The 24,680-nt window shown below is 46.4% G+C and carries 27 protein-coding genes and 2 tRNA genes; 16 read left to right on the top strand and 13 right to left on the bottom strand.

From position 1 onward, the window contains the following. Nucleotides 1-129: 129 nt before the first annotated feature. The 8 genes from C6P39_RS18200 (at nt 130) to C6P39_RS18235 (ending at nt 9,181) form a co-directional block, all read left to right on the top strand. Entirely contained in the window at nt 130-1,188 is a 1,059-nt protein-coding gene (locus tag C6P39_RS18200; RefSeq protein ID WP_095170880.1) for a lactonase family protein, read from the top strand. Nucleotides 1,189-1,326: 138 nt separating this feature from the next. Further along, the gene (locus tag C6P39_RS18205) at nt 1,327-2,268 is read left to right on the top strand and encodes a magnesium transporter CorA family protein (RefSeq protein ID WP_095170878.1); all 942 of its coding nucleotides are present in this window, start codon (nt 1,327-1,329) and stop codon (nt 2,266-2,268) included. Between the two features lie 54 nt (nt 2,269-2,322). After that, nucleotides 2,323-3,168, top strand: coding sequence for a hypothetical protein (locus tag C6P39_RS18210; RefSeq protein WP_104804731.1), 846 nt, complete (start codon nt 2,323-2,325; stop codon nt 3,166-3,168). A 21-nt stretch (nt 3,169-3,189) separates the two neighbouring features. Further along, nucleotides 3,190-4,626, top strand: a complete 1,437-nt coding sequence (gene pyk, locus C6P39_RS18215) for a pyruvate kinase (protein WP_095170874.1) — start codon at nt 3,190-3,192, stop codon at nt 4,624-4,626. A gap of 256 nt (nt 4,627-4,882) precedes the next feature. Further along, complete coding sequence (locus tag C6P39_RS18220; RefSeq protein ID WP_095170872.1) at nt 4,883-5,545, top strand: HAD family hydrolase; 663 nt, start codon at nt 4,883-4,885, stop codon at nt 5,543-5,545. A 32-nt stretch (nt 5,546-5,577) separates the two neighbouring features. Beyond that, a complete protein-coding gene (locus C6P39_RS18225) occupies nt 5,578-6,849 on the top strand; it encodes a diaminopimelate decarboxylase (protein WP_095170870.1) in 1,272 nt (423 codons plus the stop codon). 94 nt (nt 6,850-6,943) lie between these two features. Continuing rightward, nucleotides 6,944-7,144 (top strand): sulfatase/phosphatase domain-containing protein, encoded by a 201-nt coding sequence (locus C6P39_RS18230; protein WP_242987075.1) that lies wholly within the window; start codon nt 6,944-6,946, stop codon nt 7,142-7,144. Nucleotides 7,145-7,168: 24 nt separating this feature from the next. Continuing rightward, complete coding sequence (locus tag C6P39_RS18235; protein ID WP_104804732.1) at nt 7,169-9,181, top strand: beta-galactosidase; 2,013 nt, start codon at nt 7,169-7,171, stop codon at nt 9,179-9,181. Nucleotides 9,182-9,339: 158 nt separating this feature from the next. Here the strand turns inward: C6P39_RS18235 and C6P39_RS18240 are convergent, their stop codons facing one another. The 8 genes from C6P39_RS18240 to C6P39_RS18275 all read right to left on the bottom strand — a co-directional run bounded on the left by C6P39_RS18240 (nt 9,340) and on the right by C6P39_RS18275 (nt 15,140). After that, the gene (locus C6P39_RS18240; protein ID WP_104804733.1) at nt 9,340-10,485 is read right to left on the bottom strand and encodes an ABC transporter permease subunit; all 1,146 of its coding nucleotides are present in this window, start codon (nt 10,483-10,485) and stop codon (nt 9,340-9,342) included. A gap of 1 nt (nt 10,486) precedes the next feature. Next, entirely contained in the window at nt 10,487-11,362 is an 876-nt protein-coding gene (locus C6P39_RS18245) for an ABC transporter ATP-binding protein (protein ID WP_104804734.1), read from the bottom strand. Next, a complete protein-coding gene (locus tag C6P39_RS18250) occupies nt 11,350-12,102 on the bottom strand; it encodes a hypothetical protein (RefSeq protein WP_104804735.1) in 753 nt (250 codons plus the stop codon). Before C6P39_RS18250 ends, C6P39_RS18245 begins: the two co-directional genes overlap by 13 nt. Then, a complete protein-coding gene (locus tag C6P39_RS18255; RefSeq protein WP_104804736.1) occupies nt 12,095-12,676 on the bottom strand; it encodes an RNA polymerase sigma factor in 582 nt (193 codons plus the stop codon). Before C6P39_RS18255 ends, C6P39_RS18250 begins: the two co-directional genes overlap by 8 nt. A gap of 67 nt (nt 12,677-12,743) precedes the next feature. Beyond that, the gene (locus C6P39_RS18260; protein ID WP_104804737.1) at nt 12,744-13,493 is read right to left on the bottom strand and encodes an EFR1 family ferrodoxin; all 750 of its coding nucleotides are present in this window, start codon (nt 13,491-13,493) and stop codon (nt 12,744-12,746) included. 24 nt (nt 13,494-13,517) lie between these two features. Beyond that, a complete protein-coding gene (locus C6P39_RS18265) occupies nt 13,518-13,859 on the bottom strand; it encodes an ArsR/SmtB family transcription factor (RefSeq protein ID WP_104804738.1) in 342 nt (113 codons plus the stop codon). A gap of 153 nt (nt 13,860-14,012) precedes the next feature. Next, nucleotides 14,013-14,786, bottom strand: coding sequence for a nitroreductase family protein (locus C6P39_RS18270; RefSeq protein ID WP_095170854.1), 774 nt, complete (start codon nt 14,784-14,786; stop codon nt 14,013-14,015). Nucleotides 14,787-14,960: 174 nt separating this feature from the next. After that, the gene (locus C6P39_RS18275; RefSeq protein WP_104804739.1) at nt 14,961-15,140 is read right to left on the bottom strand and encodes a hypothetical protein; all 180 of its coding nucleotides are present in this window, start codon (nt 15,138-15,140) and stop codon (nt 14,961-14,963) included. 225 nt (nt 15,141-15,365) lie between these two features. On the opposite strand from C6P39_RS18275, the gene C6P39_RS18280 reads away from it, so the two are divergent. From C6P39_RS18280 to C6P39_RS28540, 3 genes are read left to right on the top strand one after another with little or no spacing between them, the layout of a single operon-like run. Beyond that, the gene (locus C6P39_RS18280; protein WP_158661614.1) at nt 15,366-15,806 is read left to right on the top strand and encodes a MarR family winged helix-turn-helix transcriptional regulator; all 441 of its coding nucleotides are present in this window, start codon (nt 15,366-15,368) and stop codon (nt 15,804-15,806) included. Next, entirely contained in the window at nt 15,803-16,195 is a 393-nt protein-coding gene (locus C6P39_RS18285) for an RNHCP domain-containing protein (RefSeq protein WP_242987076.1), read from the top strand. The genes C6P39_RS18280 and C6P39_RS18285 overlap by 4 nt, the downstream gene beginning before the upstream one ends. Continuing rightward, nucleotides 16,161-16,592, top strand: a complete 432-nt coding sequence (locus C6P39_RS28540; protein ID WP_334293904.1) for an RNHCP domain-containing protein — start codon at nt 16,161-16,163, stop codon at nt 16,590-16,592. Before C6P39_RS18285 ends, C6P39_RS28540 begins: the two co-directional genes overlap by 35 nt. Nucleotides 16,593-16,844: 252 nt before the next feature. On the opposite strand, the gene C6P39_RS18295 is transcribed toward C6P39_RS28540, so the two are convergent. The 4 genes from C6P39_RS18295 to C6P39_RS18310 form a co-directional block, all read right to left on the bottom strand. Next, nucleotides 16,845-17,255 carry a BlaI/MecI/CopY family transcriptional regulator gene (locus C6P39_RS18295; RefSeq protein WP_104804743.1) on the bottom strand — a complete coding sequence of 137 codons (411 nt, stop codon included), beginning with the start codon at nt 17,253-17,255 and terminating at the stop codon, nt 16,845-16,847. Nucleotides 17,256-17,702: 447 nt separating this feature from the next. Next, on the bottom strand, nt 17,703-17,918 hold the full coding sequence (locus C6P39_RS18300) for a hypothetical protein (RefSeq protein WP_018596279.1): 216 nt from the start codon (nt 17,916-17,918) through the stop codon (nt 17,703-17,705). Between the two features lie 164 nt (nt 17,919-18,082). Further along, a tRNA-Ala gene (locus C6P39_RS18305) sits at nt 18,083-18,155 on the bottom strand. Between the two features lie 9 nt (nt 18,156-18,164). Further along, nucleotides 18,165-18,238 (bottom strand) — tRNA-Val (locus tag C6P39_RS18310). A gap of 188 nt (nt 18,239-18,426) precedes the next feature. Here C6P39_RS18310 and C6P39_RS18315 point away from each other — a divergent pair. From C6P39_RS18315 to C6P39_RS18335, 5 genes are all read left to right on the top strand, one after another. Further along, nucleotides 18,427-19,098, top strand: a complete 672-nt coding sequence (locus C6P39_RS18315; protein WP_095170846.1) for a response regulator transcription factor — start codon at nt 18,427-18,429, stop codon at nt 19,096-19,098. Then, a complete protein-coding gene (locus tag C6P39_RS18320; protein WP_158661615.1) occupies nt 19,086-20,267 on the top strand; it encodes a HAMP domain-containing sensor histidine kinase in 1,182 nt (393 codons plus the stop codon). The genes C6P39_RS18315 and C6P39_RS18320 overlap by 13 nt, the downstream gene beginning before the upstream one ends. A 90-nt stretch (nt 20,268-20,357) precedes the next feature. Beyond that, complete coding sequence (locus tag C6P39_RS18325; RefSeq protein WP_104804745.1) at nt 20,358-21,428, top strand: ABC transporter permease; 1,071 nt, start codon at nt 20,358-20,360, stop codon at nt 21,426-21,428. A gap of 2 nt (nt 21,429-21,430) precedes the next feature. Then, on the top strand, nt 21,431-22,096 hold the full coding sequence (locus C6P39_RS18330) for a hypothetical protein (protein ID WP_095170838.1): 666 nt from the start codon (nt 21,431-21,433) through the stop codon (nt 22,094-22,096). Between the two features lie 4 nt (nt 22,097-22,100). Beyond that, nucleotides 22,101-22,970 carry an ABC transporter ATP-binding protein gene (locus tag C6P39_RS18335; protein WP_095170836.1) on the top strand — a complete coding sequence of 290 codons (870 nt, stop codon included), beginning with the start codon at nt 22,101-22,103 and terminating at the stop codon, nt 22,968-22,970. Between the two features lie 113 nt (nt 22,971-23,083). Here the strand turns inward: C6P39_RS18335 and C6P39_RS18340 are convergent, their stop codons facing one another. Then, nucleotides 23,084-24,523, bottom strand: a complete 1,440-nt coding sequence (locus tag C6P39_RS18340) for a S1C family serine protease (RefSeq protein ID WP_104804746.1) — start codon at nt 24,521-24,523, stop codon at nt 23,084-23,086. Nucleotides 24,524-24,680 lie beyond the last annotated feature (157 nt).

Consider the following 24,680-nt stretch of genomic DNA (forward strand, 5'->3'; position numbering starts at 1 on the left):
TGCGAATTTGGCGGGAATTGCATTGTATAAAGAAAAAGTTTGTGGTAGAATGTCGTTAGACCACGGATAGCGGCAGGAAATCCCTGCCAACCGGGGAGAATCAGAATAAAACAGGAGGGTATTGCATAAATGAAAGAGAAGTATGTTGCATATGTTGGAACGTATACCCATGGAAGCAGTATCGGAATCCATTTATATGATGTAAATGTAGAAGAGGGGACACTTACAGAGAAAAAAGTCATTCCTGTAAATAATTCCTCCCACCTGGCCATATCATTAAATGGGAAATATCTCTATTCCATTGCCGACGAAGGAGTTGCTGTATTTTCAATTGATTCGGACGGAGATCTTACCTTTATTAATAAAGTAGACATTGACGGAATGAGAGGCTGCCACCTGTCCACCGACAAGGAAGGAAAGTATCTCTATGTGGCAGGTTATCATGACGGTAAGGTTACCGTGGTACATACCCACAGGGACGGACGCCTGGGAAGCGTCATGGACGGGGTATTCCACAGAGGACTGGGAAGTGTTGCGGAGCGGAACTTCCGTCCCCATGTAAGCTGTGTGCGTCCCACACCGGATGGAAAATATCTCTGTGCAGTGGACAACGGCATTGACCAGATGAAGATCTACCGGGTAAATGCCAGGACCAGTAAGCTGGAGCTTGTGGATGTCCTGCGCTGTGTGAGGGAGTCCGGACCGAGACTGATCAAATTTAGTCCAAACGGCAAATTTGCATTCCTGAATTTTGAGCTGAGCAATGAAGTCCAGGTATACCGTTACGACGGAAGCGGCAAGAATCCTGTTTTCGAGCTGATCCAGACAGAAAGCACATTGGTGTCCCACGATGATGAGACCCATGATGCCACATCCGGCATGTGTCTGTCACCAGACGGAGAGTATCTGTTCTGCTCCACAGCAGGGGAAGATACAGTGTCCATGTTCAAAGTGGATGAGGAGACAGGCAGTCTGGAAAAGCAGTTTATACTGCCCATCAGCGGTGAGTATCCAAAGGATCTGGAGATATTCCCGGATGGAAAGCATCTGGCAGTGGTGAACCACGAATCCAGTTCCATCACCACATTTACCATTGATTATGAGAACAAACTGCTGGTTATGAAAGGGAAACCGCTGAAGGTGGAGACACCAAACAGTATTATCTTCCACAAATGTGAGGAAGAATAAAAGAAAGGAAGTGTTATCATGGAAGGTGGGCCTTGTCCCGGGAAATCGAATCAAGACAATAAAATAAAGAGTAGAAACCCCATAGGCAGGCGCGTCTGACATCTTTGCGCCCGTTTATGGGGCGTGAAGGGAGATAACATGATCAGAATTTTCAAAACAATAGACGGAAAAATGCATCAGGTGGAGGAAGCCGTTGAGGGATGCTGGGTTGCCCTCACGGATCCCACAGCAACAGAGATTTTTGAAATTTCCAACAAGTATGGGATAGAGGTGGATGATCTGCGGGCGCCTCTGGATGAGGAAGAGCGCTCCCGTATTGAGGTGGAGGATACTTACACCCTTATCCTGGTTGACACACCCATAATTGAGGAACGCGGTGACAAGGATTGGTTTGGGACCATTCCTCTGTCCATCATTGTGACCAATGAAATGATCTTCACTGTGTGTCTGGAGGATACCTCTGTACTTGGAAAGTTCATGGATGGCCGTGTGCGGAACTTCTATACTTATATGAAGACCAGATTTATTCTGCAGATCCTTTATAATAATGCCAGTATGTTCCTGCATTATCTGCGTATCATAGATAAAAAGAGTGAGGAAGTGGAGGAGAAGCTTCACGCCTCAACCAGAAACCAGGAACTGATCGAGCTTCTGGAACTGGAAAAATCCCTGGTGTACTTTACCACGTCCCTGCGTTCCAATGAGGTGGTGCTGGAGAAGCTCCTGAAAGTGGAACGGATCAAACAGTATCCCGATGACACAGACCTTTTGGAGGATGTTATCGTGGAGAACAAGCAGGCCATTGAGATGGCCAATATTTACAGCGGTATTCTGAGCGGGATGATGGATGCCTTTGCATCTGTTATTTCCAACAATCTGAATATCGTCATGAAGTTTCTGGCAACCGTGACCATTGTCATGTCCATTCCGACCATGATATTCAGTGCCTACGGCATGAACGTGAATACCTCGGGGATGCCTTTTGCGGGGAGTCCTTATGGGTTTGTGATCGTGATCGTGCTGTCTTTGGTCCTGAGCTTACTGGTTGCATTGATCTTCTCCAAGAAAAATCTTTTCTAAGACAGGAAAGTTTCCCTGAGGGGGGAATATTGATATCAGAAACGAGGAGAATTTATGAATTTTTTGAACAAAATGGAAAGGAAGTTTGGGCGTTTCACCATTAGAAATCTGACAAAGTACATCATCCTGCTATATGTGATCGGATATGTACTTTATTTTCTGGGTGACGTTACAGGAATTCCGATCAGCGCTTATCTGATGCTGAGTCCCGCCCACATTCTGCAAGGACAGATATGGAGACTTGTGAGCTGGCTTTTGATTCCTCCATCCGGGCTTAATATATTTACCATCATCATGCTTGCACTGTATTATTCCCTGGGTACTTCCCTTGAGAAGACGTGGGGAGATTTCAGATATAATGTCTATATCCTGGGAGGTATTTTAAGCACGATCATCGGTGCTTTTCTGCTGTATTTCATACAGGGGCCAGTGAATTCCCTGTACGGGATGGCAGCTATCTCCACATATTATATCAACCTGTCAATCTTCCTGGCTTTTGCAGCCAGTTATCCGGATATGCAGCTTCTTCTGTACTTTATCATTCCGGTGAAGATCAAGTGGCTGGCATATCTGGATGTGGCATACCTGGTTTATAACTTTATAAAGACACCGATCTGGTCAATCAGAATGATGATCATTGCATCCCTGCTGAACTTCATTATTTTCTTTTTTGCCACCAGGAATTACAACCATATCAATCCAAAAGAGGTGCACAGGCGGCAGCAGTTTCAAAAAGCAGTCCATCCCAAAATGGCACCGGGTGTGACAAAGCATAAATGCGCGGTGTGCGGCAGGACGGAAAAGGACGGGGATAACCTAGAGTTCCGTTTCTGCTCCAAATGCAACGGCAACTATGAATACTGCCAGGATCATCTTTTTACTCATGAACATATAAAGTGACGATATCATTAGGAGGAATTTATGCGCAAGACGAAGATTGTATGTACCATGGGTCCGAATACGGACAAAAAAGCCACAATGAAAGCGCTGGTCAGACACGGCATGGATGTGGCCCGCTTCAACTTTTCACACGGGGATTACGAGGAACAGCGTAACCGTATGAACCTGCTGAAAAATGTCAGAGAAGAGCTGGATAAGCCGGTAGCTATACTCCTTGACACCAAAGGCCCGGAAATCCGTACCGGAGTCCTGGAGGATGGAAAGAAAGTAACTCTGACAGAGGGCGCAGATTTCACTCTCTATATGGAAGAAATGACAGGTAATGAAAAAGGATGTTCCATCACATATCCCGGACTGGCAAAAGAGGTCAAACCGGGCAATAAGATCCTGATCGATGACGGTCTTATTGAGCTGGACGTAAAGGTTGTGAAAAAGGACCATATTGTCTGTACAGTTGCCAACGGCGGAGAGCTGGGGGAGAAAAAGGGCGTAAATGTACCTAACGTCAGAGTGAAACTTCCGGCTATCACAGAGAAAGACAAGGCGGATATCATTTTTGGTATCCAGCAGGATATTGATTTCATCGCCGCTTCTTTTATCAGGAATGCAGCAGGTGTCAAGGAGATCCGCAAGATTCTGCAGGAGCATCACGCAGAGCAGATCAGCATCATTGCAAAGATCGAGAACGCAGAGGGTGTTGAGAATATTGACGAGATCATTGCAGCCGCAGACGGCATCATGGTGGCCAGAGGCGACCTGGGTGTGGAGATACCGGCCCAGGAAGTACCTTACATCCAGAAGCTGATCATCAAAAAATGCAATGAAAACTATATTCCGGTCATCACCGCCACGCAGATGCTGGACTCCATGATCCGTAATCCCCGTCCAACGCGTGCGGAGGTGGCGGATGTGGCAAATGCCATCTATGACGGAACCGATGCAGTCATGCTTTCCGGAGAGACCGCAGCAGGTAAATACCCGGTAGAAGCCCTGACCATGATGGGGGAGATCGCTGAGGATACAGAAAAACATGTGGATTATGACAAATACATCCAGCACAGGACCATGTACAAACAGACATTGGTATCCAGTGCCATCGGTATTTCATCTGTCCGCACAGCCAGGAATATTGATGCGGACTGTATCATCACACCGACCATGTCAGGCAAGACCGCAAGGCTGGTATCCAGCTTCCGTCCGACTATGCCCATTTACGCTATCACACCCAACGAGTTTGTACAGCACAAAATGCAGCTCTACTGGGGTGTCAGACCGCTGAAAGGCAATACAAAAGACACTACAGAGAACATCCTGACAAGTGCCATGGAGACCGTAAAACGCAAACGCCTTGTGAAAAAAGGCCAGCTTGCAGTCTTCACCGCCGGTGACCCGGCTACCAACAGCCGCAAGGATGAGCAGAATGTTACCAATATGCTCCATGTGATCGAAGTAAAATAAAAAATTATGATTTTCTGAGTTACTGTACACAGGCCACTGTACCGGGAGGTGTTTTCATGCCGGAAGCATGAAAATCCCGAGGCAGCCAGCGCGATATGGGGCAGAATGCTCCATATCTGTGCATCGCGAAGCGTGTTACTGAACACGGAGTGTACAGTAACTTTTCTGAGGCTCCCCAGTATATCTGGGGAGTTTTTGTGTTGCAAAATGCGGAAAAAACCGTTATGATAGTATCCGTACAAAAAGGAGCAGAACTATGGAGAAAAAAGAAATCCACGGCGTTGTTTTTGACATGGACGGCCTGATGTTTGACAGTGAGAGGATCGTAAAATACTCCTGGGATGTGGCGGGAGAGCGGATGGGATACGGAAAGCTGGGGGATAATATTTTTCATACCCTTGGTTTTAATGTAGACAAGAGAAAGCGCCACTTTAAAGACAAGTACGGGGAAGATTTTCCCTTCGGACAGTTCCGGGATGAATACAGAAAAGCATTTTGGGAGTATGAGGAGAAGAATGGCCTTCCGGCAAAGAAAGGGCTTCATGAACTTCTGGATGTGCTGGCACAGCGGGGGATCCCCATGGCGGTGGCAACCTCATCAAGCCACGAGTATGCAAAGAACAATCTGAAACGGGAAGGGATAACCGCATATTTTACGGCTGTCATCACAGGGAGTATGGTTTCCGAGGCAAAACCATCCCCTGAGATTTACCTGAAAGCCTGCGAAGCGCTGAAGGTCAGCCCGGCCCATGCCCTTGCCCTTGAGGACTCTTACAACGGCATACGCTCTGCCCACAAAGCAGGTATGATAACCATAATGATACCCGACCTGCTCACGGATTCCTCACCGGTGGACCAACTGCTGGACGGCAAAATGGAATCCCTGCTTGCCGTTGCCAGGTGGATTGAAAATTGTTGATATAAAAGAAATTACCAAAGGAGAAAGTTTCAATGGAGAAAAAAACATTTGTCACAAAAGAACAGTTGGATGAAATTGTAAAAAAATACCCAACGCCCTTTCACCTGTATGACGAGAAAGGGATCCGGGAGAACGTGAAAGCAGTGAAAGAGGCATTTTCCTGGAATGAAGGGTTTAAGGAATATTTTGCTGTGAAGGCAAATCCAAATCCCTTTCTGGTGGATATTTTAAGAGAATACGGCTGCGGCTGTGACTGCTCCTCCTACACAGAGTTGATGCTGTCCGAAGCCATGGGCTGCACAGGGGATGACATTATGTTCTCCTCCAATGACACACCGGCAGAGGATTATGTGTATGCCGGCAGATTGGGAGCCACCATTAATCTAGATGATTTCACACATATTGATTTCCTGGAAAAGACCTTGGGTGCTATCCCAAAACGCATTAGCTGCCGCTATAATCCGGGCGGTGTGTTTGAGATGGGGAACGGCATCATGGACAATCCTGGGGATGCAAAATACGGAATGACCACAGAGCAGATGTTTGAAGCCTTCCGCGTCCTCAAGGAAAAAGGTGCGGAGGAATTTGGGATCCATGCATTTCTGGCCAGCAATACGGTGACAAATGAGTATTACCCGGTGCTGGCAAAAGAACTTTTCCAGCTTGCCGTAAAGCTGGAACAGGAGACCGGGGCAGATATTAAGTTCATTAACTTGTCAGGTGGCGTGGGCATTCCTTATACCCCTGATATGGAGGCAAATGATATCCGAGTCATCGGAGCAGGTGTGAAAAAGGTGTACGAGGAAGTATTGGTTCCTGCCGGTATGGGGGATGTGGCGATCTATTCGGAAATGGGACGTTTTATGATGGGACCATACGGCTGTCTGGTAACCAAAGCCATCCATGAAAAACACACCCACAAGGAGTATATCGGCGTGGATGCCTGTGCGGTGGATCTGATGCGCCCTGCCATGTACGGTGCCTATCACCATATCACGGTCATGGGAAAAGAAGACAAACCCTGTGACCACAAATACGATATTGCAGGCTCCCTGTGCGAGAACAATGACAAATTTGCAGTTGACCGCATGCTGCCTGAAATCGAAAAAGGAGACTTGCTGGTCATCCATGACACAGGTGCACACGGCTATGCCATGGGATATAATTATAATGGAAAACTAAAATCCGCGGAGATCCTTCTGAAGGAAGACGGCAGCACACAGCTCATCCGCCGCGCGGAAACGCCGAAAGATTACTTTGCAACCCTGGATTGTTTTGATATTTACAGTAAACTGGATCAATAAGAGAGATACTGCCCCAGACCGGAGACAAGCCGGCCTGGGGCGTTTTTTTGTATAAGAGTCTTACAGCATACATGCTCCCGGGCTTGACGGTAACTTGTACCCTTCCAGCGGCTATTATGAGGAAGATTTCCTCTACGATTTAAAAAATGATCCATATGAGTTGACGAATCTGGCAAAAGATGATAAGTATAGAGATATCAGAGCGCAGCTTGCAAAGGAACTTCAGGAGGAGATGAAAAAGGCCGGGGAAGAGGTTCCGGTCATTGCACCTTCATCAGAAAGCTGCCTTGTATAAACCAGAAAGGACAGCAGAAAATATATGGATGAATTACTCTACGGTGTGGCATATTATGATGAATATATGCCTTATGACAGACTGGAAAAAGATGTTGCAATGATGAAAAAGGCAGGGATCAATCTGGTGAGGATCGCGGAATCTACCTGGAGCACACTGGAGCCCCAGGATGGAGTGTTTGATTTTTACCATATTGACCGGGTTCTGGATGCCATGGAGGAGGCCGGTATTCACGTGATCGTGGGCACGCCAACCTATGCCATTCCGGCCTGGATGGAGAAAAAGCATCCGGATGTGATGGCAGTGACAAAACAGGGCCGGGGTATCTACGGGGCAAGACAGATCATGGATATCACCAACCGCCATTATCTGTTTTACAGTGAACGTGTCATAAGAGAACTGATGGATCATGTGAAGGACAGAGCGTGTGTCATAGGCTATCAGATTGACAATGAGACAAAATATTACGGGACCGCAGGGGAACGCGTACAGGAGGCATTTATTGCTTACTTGAAAGACAAATTCCAAGGTGATGTGGAAGCCATGAACCGGGAATTCGGCATGAATTACTGGAGCAATGCCCTGCATTCCTGGGAGGATTTTCCCGATGTGAGAGGGACGATCAACGGCAGTCTGGGCTGTGAATTTGAAAAATTCCAGCGGGGCCTGGTGACGGAATTTCTGTCCTGGCAGGCAGCCCTTGTAGGGGAATATAAGAGGGAAGACCAGTTTATCACACATAACTTTGATTTTGAGTGGAGGAACCATTCCTTTGGTGTACAGCCGGAGGTAAATCATTTCCATGTATCCAAATGCCTGGATGTTGCAGGGTGTGATATCTATCATCCGACCCAGTCAAAGCTGACGGGGAAGGAGATCGCCTTTGGCGGGGATTTGACACGTTCCTTAAAGCAGGACAACTACTATGTGCTGGAGACCGAGGCTCAGGGCTTTACCCAGTGGGTGCCTTATGACGGGCAGCTCAGGCTGCAGGCATTTTCCCATCTGGCAGGCGGAGCGGACTGCGTGGAATACTGGCACTGGCACTCCATCCACAATTCCTTTGAGACTTACTGGAGGGGGCTGTTAAGCCATGATTTTGCTGAGAACAAGACATATCGGGAAGCAGTGGTCATCGGAAATGAAATGAAGCGTCTGGGAAGCCATTTGCTCCATTTGAAAAAAGAGAATAAGGCTGCCATTATGGTGAGCAATGAAGCGCTGTCAGGTCTGAAATGGTTCCCGATCCACGGCAGTCCGGAGCAGAAGAAATCCTACAACGATGTGGTGCGCTGGATTTATGATGCCCTCTATGAGATGAATGTGGAATGTGATCTTGTGTCGCCGGAGGCGGAAAATCTGGAAGATTATAAGATGTTGATCCTTCCCGCGCTCTACTGTGTGTCGGAGGAGACGCTTCTCAGGATCAGAAAATTTACGCAGAACGGCGGATGTCTTCTGGGTACGTTCAAGACTGCTTATGCCAATGAGAATGTGAAAGTTTACCATGATTCCCAGCCTCATATCCTGTCTGAATGCTTTGGGATCCTGTATAATCAGTTTACATACCCGGAGGATACATATCTGGAAGGCAGACTTTGCAGCAGACAGGAGAAAGAGGAAGCAGAGGTATTCATGGAATGTATTCAGGCAAAGGGGGCAGAGACGGTCCTCCGGTATGTGCATGACAACTGGGGCCAGTATGCCGCAGTCACAGAGAATACGTTCGGCAAAGGAAAAGCTGTGTACCTGGGATGTATGTTCAGCCCAAAACTGCTAAAAAAGCTGTTGGGAGAACTTTTAAATGACTGCCAGATCCATCCGAATCCAGGTTCCTGCGGATTCCCGGTCATTGTGCGGGGCGGCAGAAACCAAATGGGAAAACAGGTGTATTATTTCCTCAACTATTCCGGAGAGAAACAGGAGGCTGTGTGCCCGGATGGAACATGGACAGAGCTGTTTTCAGGGGAGACCAAGAGGGCAGGGGAAAAGTTGTTCTTACCGAAATGGAACCTTTTGATCCTGGAAGAACAATAACCATTATAGGATCATTTCGCGTAACAGTTCAGCCTTTCTGAACTGTTGCCATTTCGCGTACGAGTCCGGCTTGCCGGACTCGTTGTCTGTTGCATGGGAACGTACCAAAGACTTTTTGGAGACAGCGGCCATGCCTGTACGTGGAAACTCTGCAGAGTCTATTTTCCCGCTTGATAGCGGCAGTATTTCCTGCATCCGAACAGGCAGGCAAAGACCAGAATAATGCCTGAGATCAGATAGCTGCCCAAACGGTAAGCAAAGGGCGCGGAGGTAAGTTCATGGAGCGGCAGGAAGAACGGAAGACAATTGAACAGCATCCGGAGCAGCATTACGATCCTGCCGGGTCTCATTTCCACAAGGAAAACGGTGTAAAGGGCTGCAGGGAGCAGATAAGCAGCAGCGGACCAAAGCAGAGTGGAAAAAGAGCTCTTTTTTACAGAGGAAATATACAGCGTTATGGCAGCAGTCACGAGAACAGAAAAAAGCCCTGCCAGCAGATAAACCAGCAGTACGGCACCGGTGGTCCTTTTGGGGTCGCCATTCCAAAATAGATTGCCTGTGATCAAGTCGGGAAAAGAAAGGCCTGCGCTGACCGCAAGGCCGTCGCTGCCGTAAATAGACAGAAAGGCCCCTGTAAGAAGCAGGGTAAACAGAAGGTATATGCCGCCTGCCCACGCAAATGCTGCAAGGATCTTGGCAGCCGCTGTCTTTGTCCTTCCGTTTTGTGTGGTCAGCAGAATATCGGCCGCCTGTCCCGCGTACTCTTCAGAGAAGACAGGAGCACAGGAAATGATCACCAGCGCAGAGACGATCCAGAGGATCATCATATGCGTTTCACTGAAGGTGTTGTCCCAGCCGCCGATATAGCCGTATACATATTCTCCGCTCATCATTTCCGCGGCATACTTGTCGTCCGTACCGGCAAGGGCAGTGGGGACACCCCCCTGGGATCTGGAGTTGGAAAGGCGGGTGGTCACAAAGCGGCTGGTGGAATTGGCATAATAGCCAGGTGCAGTATCGCCTGTATCCTTTGTATCCAGATCATTATCATTTATATGCCAGCCAAATTCTTCTATGACAGCCTCCGCCTTTTCCCGAGTCAGGGGGCCTGCGTAGCGGCGGGCGATTTCCCGGTCATATTGAATGGCTTGTGTTCTTCTCAGACAGGTACCGTTATCAAAAACAAATTCTGTGCCAAGGGCAGACATCTGAACATAGGCTGCCATGAATAAAAAGCCCAGCAGTGCTCCGATCATAAGTATTTTCCTGGAACAGATCTTGTACAATTCATTTCGGAACAGCATATCAGCACACCTCCCTGTTTTCTGTGACATAGAGATAAGCGTCTTCCAGGTCAGGCTGTACTTGGCTGGCATGTGGAGATGGACAATTACGGGAGAGAATGCGTATCCGCAGGTTTTCTCCTTCTGTCCTCACATTGCACACAGGAAATTGCTTCTGAATGGATTCCGCCTCCCGGGGGGAGGCTGTAACTTCCCATACATGTCCGGAGGCCGTCTGGATCAGGGCATCCGGTGTCTGATCTTCTATGATCTTCCCCCTGCGCATGATCAGTATCCTGTCAGCAGCATTTGCCACATCCGACACAATATGAGTGGAGAGGAGCACCAGCCGGTCATGTCCAAGAGAGCTGATGATATTTCGGAAACGGATGCGTTCCTTTGGGTCAAGGCCTGCCGTGGGTTCATCCAGCAGCAGGATCTTCGGGTCATTGAGCAGGGCCTGGGCAATCCCCAGCCTTCGTATCATGCCTCCTGAGAGATGTTTGATCTTCCGCTTTTCCTCCTCTTGGAGTCCTGTAAGCTCCAGCATTTCCCTATATCGGGTCAGTGCCCGTTCTCTGGGAAGTGCTTTTAGGGATGCCAGATAGAGTAAATAGCGTTTCACTGTGAAGTCCGGGTAATAGCCAAAATTCTGGGGCAGATATCCCAGCAGGGTGCGGTAGGATGTCCCCATTTTATGGATGGAAATGCCGTCCAGTGTTACCGCCCCTTTTTCGGGCATGAGAATACCGCAGAGGATGCGCAGAAGTGTAGTCTTGCCTGCGCCGTTTTCCCCGAGAAGTCCGTACACACCGTTTTTCAGTGTGAAAGAGATATGGTCTGCGGCTGTCTTTTCTTTATAATGCTTTGTGACATTTTGTGCTTTTAATTCCAGCAAAATTCTTTACCTCCTGTGGTTAAACTGTAAAACAGCCTGTGCAGCTCTATGGCCAGAATCACAATTCCGACTGCCAGTGCCATGGCCCATAGGGGCAGATAGAGGCTTTGGTATGCTTTCGGAAAGGCTGCGGGAAACAGGGAAAACAGGAAGACAAGCAAAAGGGTTCCGCTCAGGATCATTTTCTGGGAGGAGAGCCTTCTTGCTGACAACAGGAAAAAATAGCAAACATGGGAAAAAATAAATGGGACAAGCAGATACAGACAGAGGGCAAAAATGCTGTACCCTGCCTGATCCCGAATACCGAAAAGCAGCAGAGTCAGAATACATAAGTTGACACCCGCTGAAAAAACCAGTTTCACCGCCCAGATCTGTCCCAGGTTAAAGCAGCAGCTCTGTTCCAATTCTGCCATACAGCAGGATCGGCTTTTGGCCAGTTCCAGCACAGCCGCCAGACCCAGACCCGAAGAAAGGGCGCAGACAGGCGGCAGAATATTTTCGCTGCCTTTTATCAGAGAACCAAAACAGGTCAGCAGGACAACCGCAGCGATCAAAAAGAAAGACTGTATGATCCAGTATTCCAAAGATATATAATGTATTTGGTCCAGCAGCAGCCTTGGCATGGATATCTGTCTTTTCAGATCTAATGCGTCTATCTCAGCACGGACGGTTTTCAGGGAAGCTTCTTTTTTTTCCCGGTTTACGGGGATGGGTGGTACGGGTATTTTCGTGTCAGCCATAGAAATCCTCCTTCCTTAATGTGCGCTTCAATTTTTCCATGCCCTGCTTCATCCGGGATTTCACCGTGGATGGACTGGTGCCGGTAATCTGCGCGATCTCTCTGTGCTTCAGGCCGTAGAGACTGTGAAGGACAATAACTTCCCTCTGGATATCCGGCAGTTTCATAAGCGCCTGCACCAACTGTCTGGAACGTTCTTCCCGGATAACAGCCCCCAGCAGATCGTCCTGTATCCCGGAGCTGTCAGCACATCGGACGGCCGGATCTTCCGGGGCGGATTCTTCCAGAGGCGAAAAGGTAAGATGACGGTGAGAGGCAGCTTCCCCGGTGAAATAGTCAAAACAGACATTTCTGGCTATGGTAAGAAGATAGCCTTTCAGATTTTTATAACGGTAGTTGTCCACATAGCGTATGAAACGAAGAAAAGTTTCCTGCGCCAGATCATAGGAAAAATCGGGGTTGCCGGTCTGGTAACAGCAGAAGTGGTAAATGTCGTCGTAATATTTTTCCGCCAGCAGATTCAGGTATTCTTTTCTGCCGTTTTGTATTTCTTTGATCATTTTTCTGTCATCCATAGGCTCCCCCCTTCCTGTCTTCCATTATATATAACCCGGGAAGGAAGAAAAAGGTTTTATTTTTTTATCATTTTTCCGAAAAAACATATCTGGACAATCCTTTGGTGTGCTTTCCGTATTCGATTGCTTCAGTGGGACAGCGGCAGATACAGGCCATACAGTGTGTACAGTGATCACTCCACACAGGCTTTCCTTTTTCCAGCGTGATATTTTTCATGGGACAGACTTTTTCACATTTGCCGCAGGAAATACAGGCATCCGTAGCGTAAAATTTTTTAGCATGTACAAAGGCAGGGTAAAATATATCGTTTATAACCCCGCTTTCTATTCTGTCCTTAAAAGTGACGGCAGGTTGTAAGAGCTTTTCTTTATTTTTGATCAAAAGGGATACCTTGTTTATCTTCTCTTCAGCACGGCGGATAATTTCACGTGCCTCGCCCTCTGCAGGGGCGCTGAACAGGGCAATGTAATTCTCGGGCATGACCACCGCTGCACATCCTTTATAATGTAAACCTTTGGATGTACATAATTTTTTTATGTGTACACCGGCATTTCCTATATTTTTTCCACATGTCATGACAAAATAAATATCCCTGTTTCCCGTAAGCGTTGTTTTAGTCAGCCATTCCTGCAGAACACGGGGAATACGCCATGCGTAGGTAGGAGAGACGATCACCCAGGGAGTGTCTGAATGCAGTTGGGAAAAATCGTGGTCACGGATTTTATTAAACAGATCTTGTGTTTCATCGGATATATTCTCACCAATTTTCTGCGCGATATGGGCACTGTTGCCTGTTCCTGAAAAATATAATATCATAATCGTTTCCTCTCTGAGATATATTCAGCGGATATGACGGATACTCTCATATATAAGATTGATCAAATCGGTCATATTCTTCCATTGGGTTTCATCCAAACTGACATAATAATAATTTTTTGTTCCTTCTTTTCTCATATTGACGATTCCTGCGTCTTTTAGAATCCGCAGATGGTGGGATACAGATGGTCTTGTCAGATGTGTTTTCTCTGCAATCTCCCCAACCCGGATGCCGGATAAGTCACTTTCCAAAAGTACAAGCAGTATCAGCTGTCTTGTCTCATCACCGATAGCGGTAAATGCTTTTCTGCAATTCCGAAAACCATAGACAATATCCTGTAAACGCGCTTCACATTCTTTTTCCATTTTCTGATCCTCTACAGTAACTATTCAGTAGGTCTGCGCATTCACTGCGCTGACCGTAAGAAAGCATTCCGCAGCCAAGCAAAAATTCCATCGCCAAAGGCGATTCTGCATAGATTTTTGCCTGTAACTGTCAGGGTACTGAACAGTTACCCTCTACATATATTTGACATCCGGTTTTTCACGCTGAGCGGAGCGGAGAAATTTTACCCCGGGATAACCTAACACCAAGGTAGCAGCCACTTTTTTTCCTTTGGGAACCTGCAGTGTTTTTTGGATCTTCCGTGAGAGATTGGCAGAAGAAGTAAAAAATCCGCTGAACAGCACCCCCAGTCCGTGGGCCTCTGCTACAAACTCCATATTTTGTGCTGCAAGAATCCCATTTGTTTTCTCTTTTGCCAGAATGACAATGACAACAGGGGCCTGGAAGAAGAAAAAATGTTTGTGTATTTTATTAAGCCTTGCCATAGGGCTGAATAAGTCCGCAATGGGTTTGAGCCTTTTAAAAATGCGGACAGCCATCTGTTCCACCGTGTCTTTTTCTTTATCTAGGACAACAAAGGAAACATCCTGCATATTTTTAGCAGTATGTGTGAGGCTGCCTGCCTCCAGAATCTGTTCCAGCACAGACTGGGGGATCTCCTTTTTTTGAAACTGCCGGACCGTGCGTCTGAAACGGATAACGTCCAGGACTTCATCGGGATCCAGGCGCACGGTTCCTTTTTTAGCGATTGGTTTTGCGTCATAGCCGCTGATCGTGACGGCTTCTCTGGGACACACTGCAGTGCATTGTCCGCACAGGACGCAGTCCTCCAGTATGGTTTTCGCCTTTCCGTTTTTTACCTCTATATTATGTGCGGCACATGTCCCGGCACATAAACCACAGCCAATGCATGAAGCTGTATCAATGGTTACGGAATGATTTGACATGGGGTAACTCCTTTCGTTAAAGATCATTAACCATTATAACAAAAGAGGAAAAGAATACAATATTGGTAAAGAAATACGTTACCAATAAAAAAAGTGGCTGTTGGTTTGTCTCCGCCTAATACGGTAGAGTCGCACCATTCATAAGGCCTATTCTTCGCTATCCGCGAGAAATCTCTACAGCGTACTGTTGCCCTGCTTCATGTATTCGGTTACAAGCGTTCCCGCCTGTTCCGCCATACGGACAAAATCCGCAAGGCTGTCAAGACCGACCATTTCCATCAGCGCTTTGATCAGCAGGAAGTATCCGGAACCTCCTTTCCCGACAAAATAAAAAGACTGACAGACCAGACGCATGGTGCGCCGGGTGTGTCAGACTTTGCTTCTATTCGTTTCACTTCTTGTAGTAAGGCCTTTTCTGCCGTGGTTTCAGAATAACAGGTCCGCGCGCTTCTGTTAATCTGATTTCAGAATAATCAAAAAAGAGACTTGACAGATGTACGAAATCGTACTAATATATTTAATGTACGAAATAGTACATGAAGTGAACCTGTCATAGCAGATTGGTGAGGAGAAATGATGATGAAAGTGGAATTAAAGGAATTTAGCAGCATTAGTGGAGATATTGACAGCATCTATCATGAGGCGGCACTAAAAATGGGAATGACCGACAGTGAGTTGGATATTTTGTATGTAATCTGTAATCAAGGCAGTGGCTGTAATCAGAGTGCTTTGTATAAAAAGACCGGTATGAAACGCTCCACGGTCAACTCGGCCATCCGCAAAATGGAAAAGGAAGAACTTTTATACCTGACATCCGGTAAAGGGCGAAATACCTGTGTTACCCTTACCGAAAAAGGAGAAGCATATATTGCCCAGACGGTAGGGAAGCTCATTGAGATTGAAAATCAGATATTTCTGAGTTGGACACAGAAAGAACGAGAAATATTTATCGAACTGAATAGAAGATTTGCTGTCGAATTGAAAGAGAAAGTCCGAAGACTTTTTGAGGAGGAGCCATGATGGAAAAGGAATACCAGATATACAAGTGTCCAGTCTGCGGTTGGTCACACTTTGAAAACGAAGTATATAGTGACTGGGAACATTGCCCGAATTGCCTTTCCAGTATTCATGCGGCGGATAAAGATGGTTTTGAATGTGGAGGTACACTTGAACCGATCAGTATTTGGGTAAAGCCAGATGGAACATGGGATATTATTCAACGGTGCAGACTGTGTGGAGAATTGAATATTACACGAATGTCAGAAGATGATAGTCCGCTCAAAGTATTATCGATTGCTTCAAGTGCGTTGGCCGTTCCGCCGTTTCCAATTGAAAAAATGGAAGAATTGACAAAGGCTATGGGCGGCCAAGGCGATGTTGGAGGTTATTATCGTGAACAGAGAAAATAAAAAGCGGAAATATGACAAAAAATACTTTCGGGCACACCCATGCACAGATGCATTTACTTGCAAAGCGTGTGGATGGCCCGTGGCTTCTGGCGGAGCTGGCAGTAATCATAGAAACCATTGTCCAAACTGCCTTTATAGCGTCCACTTGGATAACGAGCCGGGGGATCGTGAATCAGACTGCCATGGCCGCATGGAGCCAATCGGTGTATGGGTCAGGAAAAGCGGCGAATGGGCAATTATTCATCGTTGCACGATTTGCGGAAAGTTGAGTTCAAATCGTGTTGCCGCCGATGATAACCCTATGAAATTGATGGCGCTCGCCATGCGCCCATTTGGAAGTCCGGTTATCCCGCAAGAGAGAGTTCAGAGCATGGTTTTTTCAATGGAAAATGAATGACAGCTTTGGTTTTACCTTCTAAATGCGCATCCACAATCTTGTGGATGAAACCTATTTGGAACGGATACTGGAAAAAGAGATGGTTTTACCAATTAGCCTAACTTATACACAGACATTCCAACCTGCTTGCACAGCAACATGGCATCTAAGATTGCCCGGTGCCGTGGCCTGTGCGCAAAGTTGGCTTGAAAGGATCACGTATGACGATACATTTATCTGATCATTTTACTTATATCTCCTGGTTTTGCTTCATCAAGAACCGCAACCGTCTCCTGACGTTTGAACAGATATAGAATGCCGTTTGGAAAGGAGGGAGCGAAGCGAGTTTATTTCTGTTTCGGACAGTTTATCGTTTTCAAGATAGGAAGACAGCATACTGGTAATGTCTCCATCATAGTAACGATCCAGAAAGGAGTCGCTTTCCTGAATGATGTATTCGCGCTCCTGTACTAACGGCGTATAAACAAATACCCTTCCCTGTTTTTCGTAGGATAGGACTCCTTTAGTTACGAGACGTTTGATCAGAGTATATATTGTCTTTGGACTCCAGGCTGTAGTTTTTAATAATTTTTCGGTTATTTCATTGGTATTGATCGGCGCATATTTCCATACGATTTTCATAACTTCAAATTCGGCTTCAGATATTTGCGGTAAGGTAGCCATGATAAATCCCTCCATAAATCTTACGTGTGTAATAAAAGTATTATAGACAATATGATAATGCTTGTCAATTTCAAGCAGTTTTTGATCATGGCTTGAACACGTCCCATATTTTACTGTACATGGAAGTGAACAATGGATGAAGGAAAGCTGGGCACTTTGTCCGGCGAAGAAATGAAACAGCGCTATCGGGGATGAGTTGAATTCACGTCGGGGTATGAAAAAATCTTCAGAACGCCTTTTGAACTGGTCTGTATCATAGCCGGCTTTATACCTCAGCTTCTGTTTTAGGGCAACAAAAAAATAAGTATCATTAGTAAAAATAGGAAAATCTCGTAGGGATCAAGTGCTGAAAAGTACCTGATCCTACGGGATCTTCCTATTTTGGGGTAAAGGACTAAAAATCGGTATTAACCGACAGCCCCCGGTTTATCTTAGCGTATCCTGTTTTTACTTAGTCATAACCCTGCAGCCGTTCACCGGCAGTTTGGGCAGGTATTCAAAATACCAGTTCTGCCGTTCACCGGAATATTTCAGTATGGCAGGTATCCACGCATTAGAGACCTGCACATACACATATTGTTCCGGATGAACGGGTATCTTTTTGCTGCCGCCATTCTCTTTGAGAACACAGGTGCGGCCGTTATTCATTAAAGTTCCTATCATGTGTTAAGCCTCCTTTACTCTTTTTATAATAAGAGTATATATGGTAATTATGACCATTTCTTGGAAAAAATGTGAAGGGTTGGTGATATTTGTGTGAAAAGAGTAAAGTTTTTATGAAAAGCAGAAGAAATCCTGCTATTTTATGGGATGTGAAAAAGAAATTATGGAGATAGCGGGATTTGAACCCGTGACCTATACGTTGCGAACGTATCGCTCTCCCAGCTGAGCTATATCCCCAAAAAGAAATGGAAGCAAGGAGGCTCGAACTCCTGACCTTTCGCGTGTGAGGCGAACGCTCATCCCGGCTGAGCTATGCTTCCATATGAAATATTATAGCACTTTGTTTTCAAAATGCAAGAGGATTTCAGGTAAGATTAATTTGTATATCACAAATTTTTATAGTATAATCCCAGTTAAAGATTGGTATTAGGAAAGGATGCAGCAGCATGTTCGTAAAAATCAGGAGCAGCATCGAATTTTATGAACTCTGACTGGAAAGATAGGACATATGTATAAATTACTGTTTGTTGATGATGATAAAGCCCTTCTTAAAATGCTGGAGAATTATTTCCGTTTAAGAGGATACCGCATTCTGCTTGCAGAGGATGGTATGGAGGCGTTGGAGAAAATTGAGGATGTCCCGGATCTGATCCTGCTGGATATCAATATGCCCCGCATGGACGGCATGGAGCTGTGTGTAAAAATACGGGAATTGGTCTCCTGTCCGATCCTGTTTCTCACTGCCAGGGTAGAGGAGCAGGACAGGGTAAACGGCCTTCTGGCGGGGGGAGATGATTATATACTCAAACCGTTCAGCCTGAAGGAACTGGAAGCCAGAATCACGGCGCATATAAAGCGGGAGGAGAGAAACCGGCACAAGACCCGGTTAAAATACAAAGAGGGACTGCTGCTGGACTACAGTGCCAGGAAAGCAATGTTTGGAGACAGGGAACTGGAACTGACAAAGCTGGAATATGATATCGTAGAATTTTTATCCGGGAATCCCGGACAGGTATTTGACAAAGAAAGAATTTACGAAAAAGTATGCGGCTATGATGCGGAGGGAGACAGCCGGGTGATCACGGAACTGATCAGAAGGATCCGCAGAAAAATGGAGGAATATACCGGGACAGAGTATATTGAAACCGTATGGGGAAGTGGGTACCGATGGAAAAAATAAAAAATCTTTCGCTCAGGAAAACGATCATACTCTATGTGGCTGCTGCACTGATACTTACGTTTTTTATCTCCGCAGGTATTATCCTGACAGCAGAAAAGACGCAGAAACACATATGGATCCAATATACGGACCGTGATATACTGTCGGGTCATGAAGTGGGGTACGGATATACTGCCGAAGTGAAAAGACCTGACAAAAAGGATATGGTTTACCGGGACTATATCATATCACAGATCTGCGATGCGGTTGAAACCTGGACCATGCTGGTCCTTCCCATGACGGGAAGCATTATCGCAGTTTTCTGTTTTTACAGGGATAAGATCAAAGAACCTCTCGAAATTCTCACAGAGGGTTCCAGGAAGATACAGGAAAACCGTTTGGATTTCCCTGTGCATTACAGGAAAAAAGACGAGATGGGACAGCTCTGCCGTGAGTTTGACCGGATGCGTTCCCAGCTCCAGGAAAATAACAAGAAACTCTGGAACATGGTGGAGCAGGAGCGGACTCTGAAGGCTGTCATTGCACATGATATCCGTTCCCCCCTTGCCGTGCTCCGGGGATATCAGGAGACCCTTATGGAATTTCTGCCGGGCGAACAGTTAAGTGAGCAGGATACAAAAGAGATCCTGCAGTCCGGCATGCAGCAGATTGACCGGATGAATGCTTTTGTAGAGCAGATGCGGCGGCTGTCAGGGATTGAAGATAGAGAGATCCATTATGAGAAAATAGAAACGGCAGTCCTGCTTCGGTATATGGAAAATACGGCAAAGGTTCTGGCAGACAGGGAAGATTGCCGGGCCGTGATAAAAACAGAGAATATACCGGAGAGTTTTCTGGGGGATTATTCTGTCATCTGTGAGGTTTTTGAAAATCTTCTGGGAAATGCGGTGCGGTATGCCAGGCATATGATCCTTATTTCTCTGGAGGTTTCTGAAGATAAGCTCTTTATCTGCCTTGGGGATGACGGGGTGGGATTCCACGGGGAGGAGGACGAAATCACGAAACCTTTCTATCATGATAACCTGGCAGATGATCTGAAACATTTTGGACTTGGCATGTATTTGAGCAAATTATACTGTGAAAAGCATGGAGGAAAGCTGCTTTTAGGCAGTGCCGATATAGGCGGTGCCTATGTAAAGGCGGGGTTTCATGTGCAGAGAATAGAATAGAGACAGAAATTATGCAGTGCCGGAAGAAATTCCGGCCTTTTTGTTGTTATTTATAGTTTATGATCAAAGCATAACAAGGAGGAATGCATTATGAAGGTTATAATCAAAAAAGAGCTGAAAGGGTTTTTGAAAAATCCGATCTACTATGCGGGAATCCTGCTGATCGTTTTTGGACTTTTTCAGATCTTGCAGCCCTATCTGAAGCTGCATTACTGGGAAAATGACGCGCAGGTTGCATCTGCCAGGCTGAAAAATATAGCAGATGCAGATATTATGGACGGATATCTGCCGGCAACAGAGGAGGAGCAGATTGAGCTGGCCCTGCCGGATATCTGCAGAGAACTCAGGGAATCACTGGATGTCAGCAAGGAAGAGACCGATGCGATAACAGAAATGTTTCTGAAAGAGAAATACAAGCAAGACGAAATTAGCGCTTATCTGATTGACCATTACAGCTACACCAACACGGATTATTACTTACAGGAGGCAGAGCTTAGACAGGGGAGCGCAGAGGAAGTTAACGCGTACATGGAAGAAAAATTCGGGCAGATGCGTTATTCCGAATATTTTGCCAGAAAATTCGCGGATTTTGCAGGACTGTTCTTCGTATTTTTTTCCGCTGTGTTAATGGCATTTTTATTTCTGCAGGATACAAGAAAAAACACTTATGAGCTTCTCCATACGAAACCTGTTTTGGCGTGGCAGTATGTGTTAGGGAAAATTGCGGGAGGTTTTTTGGCACTTTTGCTGCCTCTTGCTCTCATCACATCCTTTTTCACTTTTTTATGTCTGCAGAATGGAAAAAACCAGGGATTTCCGGTAGCTGTGTGGGATTTATTCGGAGCGGCAATTGTTTATATCCTGCCAAATCTGCTGATGGTCATCTGCGTATATGCCCTGACGGCATTTATATTTAAAAACCCGCTTCCGGCCACACCGCTTTTGATCCTTTACATGGTTTATTCAAATATGGGGAGTATCGGACCGGATGGACAGTATGGATATTACGGAAGGCCGCTGGCTATCATCGTACGTTTTCCGGGGCTGCTCTTGGACACTTCCCCGCCGCCCCTGGCTGTTATGAACCAAACCCTGCTTCTTTTTGCGGCAGCAGGAGTTATTTGGGGGTGTATAAAGATTTGGAAGAAAAGGAGGGTATAGAAATGAAAGAGATTAAAATATGTCTGCCGCCCTACAAAATGATCTGTGCCTTTTTCTTTATCTTCATTTTGGCGCTTGTCAGGGGAGTTTCTGCTGTAGATGAGATTGGGCCTACGATTGATACCTATATTGCTCTACTGACACTTGTCCTGTGTGCAGATACCTGTTATCAGGAAATCCCCGGAGGAGCCTGGGAAATCCTGGCTATCAAACCGGGAAAGATGCAAAGGAGAACGATCATGCGGCGTTTCGCTGTACAGTTTGTATTTTTGTTCTGCGTGGCAGCGGCGGGGTATGGTATGTTTTATCTTCTACAGCAACCATTTATAGCAGGAAGGGAACTCAGCCAGTTTTTAACCGCTATGGCGGCAACAGCCGCGAGTATTGTTATGTTTGAGGCTGTCCCTGTATTTTTTACAAAGATCACAGGCAGCCTTTGGGGGTCAGTGGGGGCTTCGGCTGTCCTCTGGTTTTTCCTCATATCCAGCAACGCGGTAAAACTGCCGGCTTTTCTTCAGATCTTTGCCTTCGGAGGCAGTAACATGGAGGCCGGAGATATGAGCTGGCTCAGTGGAAAAGCAGCAGCACTTGTTATTGGAGCGGTCTGCATTTGGGCAGTTGGTGATTTTGGCAGACACACAGTTAGAAAGAAGAAAGGGTGTAGGTGAGTATATGTCAATTCAGATAGAAAATGTAACGGTTGCGTTTCAAAAAGGGGTAAAGGCCCTGGACGATATTTCTTTTACGATTCCATCCGGAGTTTATGGGCTTCTTGGGGAAAATGGTGCCGGCAAGACCACACTGATGCGGGTGCTTGCCACACTGCTTGGGCCGGATTCCGGGGAAGTGAGGATGAATGATCTGATATACAAGGAGAGGAATTATCCTTCCATTCAGAAGAAAATAGGATATCTTCCGCAGGAACTTTCCCTGTATCCCAATCTGACGGTCCGGGAGTGCCTGGAATATCTGGGGGCAATGTCCGGTATCGCAGAGGGGGAATGCAGGAAGCGGATTGACTATTACCTGAAAAAAACAAGCCTGGAGGAACATCAGAAAAAGAAAATGAAACAATTATCCGGAGGGATGAAACGGAGAGTGGGTTTGATCCAGGCACTTTTAAATGAACCGGAGTTTCTTATTGTGGATGAACCCACAACAGGGCTGGACCCGGAGGAGAGGATCCGTATCCGGAATCTTTTGGTGGAATTTGCCGTGGGGCGGACCGTATTATTTTCCACCCATGTGGTGGAGGACCTGGCGGCAGCCTGCAGCCAGTTGTCCGTGCTGAAAAAAGGGAAAATGCTTTACAGCGGTTCTGTGAGAGAGCTGCTCAAACTGGCAGATGGGCATGCCTGGATATGTAAAACAGAAGAGGAGCAGCAGGTGCGCCTGCTGGAAGAAAAATATCATGTCTCCTCCAAACAGATCCTGGAGGATGGCATGACCGTCCGGGTGATCAGCCCGGTGAAGCCGGAAGTGCCATGCAGTCCGGCAAAAGTGACATTGGAGGACGCATATATTTATGTGTCGAATTTCTAAATATTTGGATACAGGCAGGCCGCGGTTCCATGAATTCCGCGGCCTGCCATTTTCTATGCTGTGAGTCATTTTTCATGTATGATAACATCTTTTAGATTATAAGTCCAAAACGGTTACCGGAAATTATTCATTGCCGGAGAAGGAGCGTTTTCTTCCTGTGAGTTTCCGGAATCTGTGCTGTTTCCCAGTGTGACAGAGACTGTTTTCTCCTCATAGCTGTTGTTTTGGCCCGGAACCTGCAGTGTCACATCCACGGCTTCGCCGGCCTTATAATACTGGAGCAGACTCTGGAGCTGGCTGATATCTGTGATAGATGTACCATCAAATTTTGTCAGGACACTTCCGGAAGAGATGCCTGCTTTTTCGGCTGCACTGCCGGAAACGACTTCTGAGATGTACACACCTTTTGGAAGACCATAGATCTCTTCTGCTTCACTTGTAACATCAGCACCTTTGATTCCCAGACTGCCCTGTTCCCCTTCGGAAACTTTTTCACGGGTGGTTTTGTTCATAAGTGTTTCGATAATGTCAGAGGCTCTTGACATGGGGATGGCATATCCCATGCCTTCTACTTCTGTGGATGCCAGTTTTGCGGAGTTGATGCCAACGACCTCCCCGTTCATGTTAAGAAGGGCGCCGCCGCTGTTTCCGGGGTTTATGGCTGCATCTGTCTGGATATAAGTTGCGGAACCGGAGTCATCTGTGCCGGTACCCGTCTCGGAAGAAGAATCGGAAAGTGTACGGTTTACAGCGCTTGCGATACCTGTTGTGACGGACTGGCCGTAGCCCAGTGCATTACCGATGGCTACAACCTGCTCCCCTACCTTCAGGGAATCAGAATCACCGATGTTAGCCACTGCGATCGCTGACATGGTTTCATCGGAAATACTGTCAAGCGGTACTGCGATAACAGCTAAATCGTTCTCCGGGTCCGTACCTTTTACTTTTGCTTCCAGTACATTGTTGTCAATAAAACATACAGAAAGGGTATCTGCGTTTTCCACAACGTGATTGTTTGTCACAACTAATAGTTCCGTATCATTTTTCCCGATGATAATACCGGAACCCTGGCTTTCTGTCTCCTGTGTCTGCGGATATCCGCCGTATCCGAACTGGCTGAAATAATTCTGGACTTCCTGTACGGATTTGTTGGTTATGGCAACAATGGAGGGCATAGCCGATGCTGCGATATCGGACACATCCAGGCTTCCCGTATTCGTACCGGAACCGCCGGAAACTGCCGTTGTTTTCAAAAGGCTGGATCTTGAACTGTCACTGCTGTCTGCTGAGGCACCGGAGGAAGCCGCCGGCGCATTTGCGGTGTAAATATGATTGACCGTCTGGAAAGAACCGGCTGCCACGGACCCGAAAAGAACAGCACTCAGAGTCAGGGTACCAATGCGTTTTGCAAGGTTTTTCTTCTTGTTTCTGCTGCGTTTGGATGGCTTTTTATCAGGTTCCGGTGAGCCTGTAGGGCCGTCTGAAAGAATCGGGTAGTGGGACAGCTCGTTGTTATTGGTGTTATCTGAATTAAAATCATAGTAGTTTGACATAATGAATTCCTCCTCAATTTTACATTTATTATTATTTGTTTGTGTTTGTATGTTTGTTGTCTCTTTGTTTATGTCTATAGGATATCGGATAATTGTGGTGAAAATGTTTTGATTCTGTGATGAAATTGAGGAGGAAGTGTGTAAATTTGGTGAACTG

Origin of the sequence: Blautia marasmi, assembly GCF_900258535.1 — a bacterium.
Classification (GTDB): Bacteria; Bacillota; Clostridia; order Lachnospirales; family Lachnospiraceae; genus Blautia; species Blautia hominis.

Excerpts from the sequence above, each read along its gene's own strand:
- C6P39_RS18200 (WP_095170880.1), top strand. The coding sequence starts at position 130 with ATGAAAGAGAAGTATGTTGCATATGTTGGAACGTATACCCATGGAAGC.
- C6P39_RS18205 (WP_095170878.1), top strand. The coding sequence starts at position 1,327 with ATGATCAGAATTTTCAAAACAATAGACGGAAAAATGCATCAGGTGGAG.
- C6P39_RS18210 (WP_104804731.1), top strand. The coding sequence starts at position 2,323 with ATGAATTTTTTGAACAAAATGGAAAGGAAGTTTGGGCGTTTCACCATT.
- pyk (WP_095170874.1), top strand. The coding sequence starts at position 3,190 with ATGCGCAAGACGAAGATTGTATGTACCATGGGTCCGAATACGGACAAA.
- C6P39_RS18220 (WP_095170872.1), top strand. The coding sequence starts at position 4,883 with ATGGAGAAAAAAGAAATCCACGGCGTTGTTTTTGACATGGACGGCCTG.
- C6P39_RS18225 (WP_095170870.1), top strand. The coding sequence starts at position 5,578 with ATGGAGAAAAAAACATTTGTCACAAAAGAACAGTTGGATGAAATTGTA.
- C6P39_RS18235 (WP_104804732.1), top strand. The coding sequence starts at position 7,169 with ATGGATGAATTACTCTACGGTGTGGCATATTATGATGAATATATGCCT.
- C6P39_RS18240 (WP_104804733.1), bottom strand. The coding sequence starts at position 10,485 with ATGCTGTTCCGAAATGAATTGTACAAGATCTGTTCCAGGAAAATACTT.
- C6P39_RS18250 (WP_104804735.1), bottom strand. The coding sequence starts at position 12,102 with ATGGCTGACACGAAAATACCCGTACCACCCATCCCCGTAAACCGGGAA.
- C6P39_RS18255 (WP_104804736.1), bottom strand. The coding sequence starts at position 12,676 with ATGGATGACAGAAAAATGATCAAAGAAATACAAAACGGCAGAAAAGAA.
- C6P39_RS18260 (WP_104804737.1), bottom strand. The coding sequence starts at position 13,493 with ATGATATTATATTTTTCAGGAACAGGCAACAGTGCCCATATCGCGCAG.
- C6P39_RS18265 (WP_104804738.1), bottom strand. The coding sequence starts at position 13,859 with ATGGAAAAAGAATGTGAAGCGCGTTTACAGGATATTGTCTATGGTTTT.
- C6P39_RS18270 (WP_095170854.1), bottom strand. The coding sequence starts at position 14,786 with ATGTCAAATCATTCCGTAACCATTGATACAGCTTCATGCATTGGCTGT.
- C6P39_RS18275 (WP_104804739.1), bottom strand. The coding sequence starts at position 15,140 with ATGCGTCTGGTCTGTCAGTCTTTTTATTTTGTCGGGAAAGGAGGTTCC.
- C6P39_RS18280 (WP_158661614.1), top strand. The coding sequence starts at position 15,366 with ATGAAAGTGGAATTAAAGGAATTTAGCAGCATTAGTGGAGATATTGAC.
- C6P39_RS18285 (WP_242987076.1), top strand. The coding sequence starts at position 15,803 with ATGATGGAAAAGGAATACCAGATATACAAGTGTCCAGTCTGCGGTTGG.
- C6P39_RS28540 (WP_334293904.1), top strand. The coding sequence starts at position 16,161 with ATGTTGGAGGTTATTATCGTGAACAGAGAAAATAAAAAGCGGAAATAT.
- C6P39_RS18295 (WP_104804743.1), bottom strand. The coding sequence starts at position 17,255 with ATGGCTACCTTACCGCAAATATCTGAAGCCGAATTTGAAGTTATGAAA.
- C6P39_RS18300 (WP_018596279.1), bottom strand. The coding sequence starts at position 17,918 with ATGATAGGAACTTTAATGAATAACGGCCGCACCTGTGTTCTCAAAGAG.
- C6P39_RS18315 (WP_095170846.1), top strand. The coding sequence starts at position 18,427 with ATGTATAAATTACTGTTTGTTGATGATGATAAAGCCCTTCTTAAAATG.
- C6P39_RS18320 (WP_158661615.1), top strand. The coding sequence starts at position 19,086 with ATGGAAAAAATAAAAAATCTTTCGCTCAGGAAAACGATCATACTCTAT.
- C6P39_RS18325 (WP_104804745.1), top strand. The coding sequence starts at position 20,358 with ATGAAGGTTATAATCAAAAAAGAGCTGAAAGGGTTTTTGAAAAATCCG.
- C6P39_RS18330 (WP_095170838.1), top strand. The coding sequence starts at position 21,431 with ATGAAAGAGATTAAAATATGTCTGCCGCCCTACAAAATGATCTGTGCC.
- C6P39_RS18335 (WP_095170836.1), top strand. The coding sequence starts at position 22,101 with ATGTCAATTCAGATAGAAAATGTAACGGTTGCGTTTCAAAAAGGGGTA.
- C6P39_RS18340 (WP_104804746.1), bottom strand. The coding sequence starts at position 24,523 with ATGTCAAACTACTATGATTTTAATTCAGATAACACCAATAACAACGAG.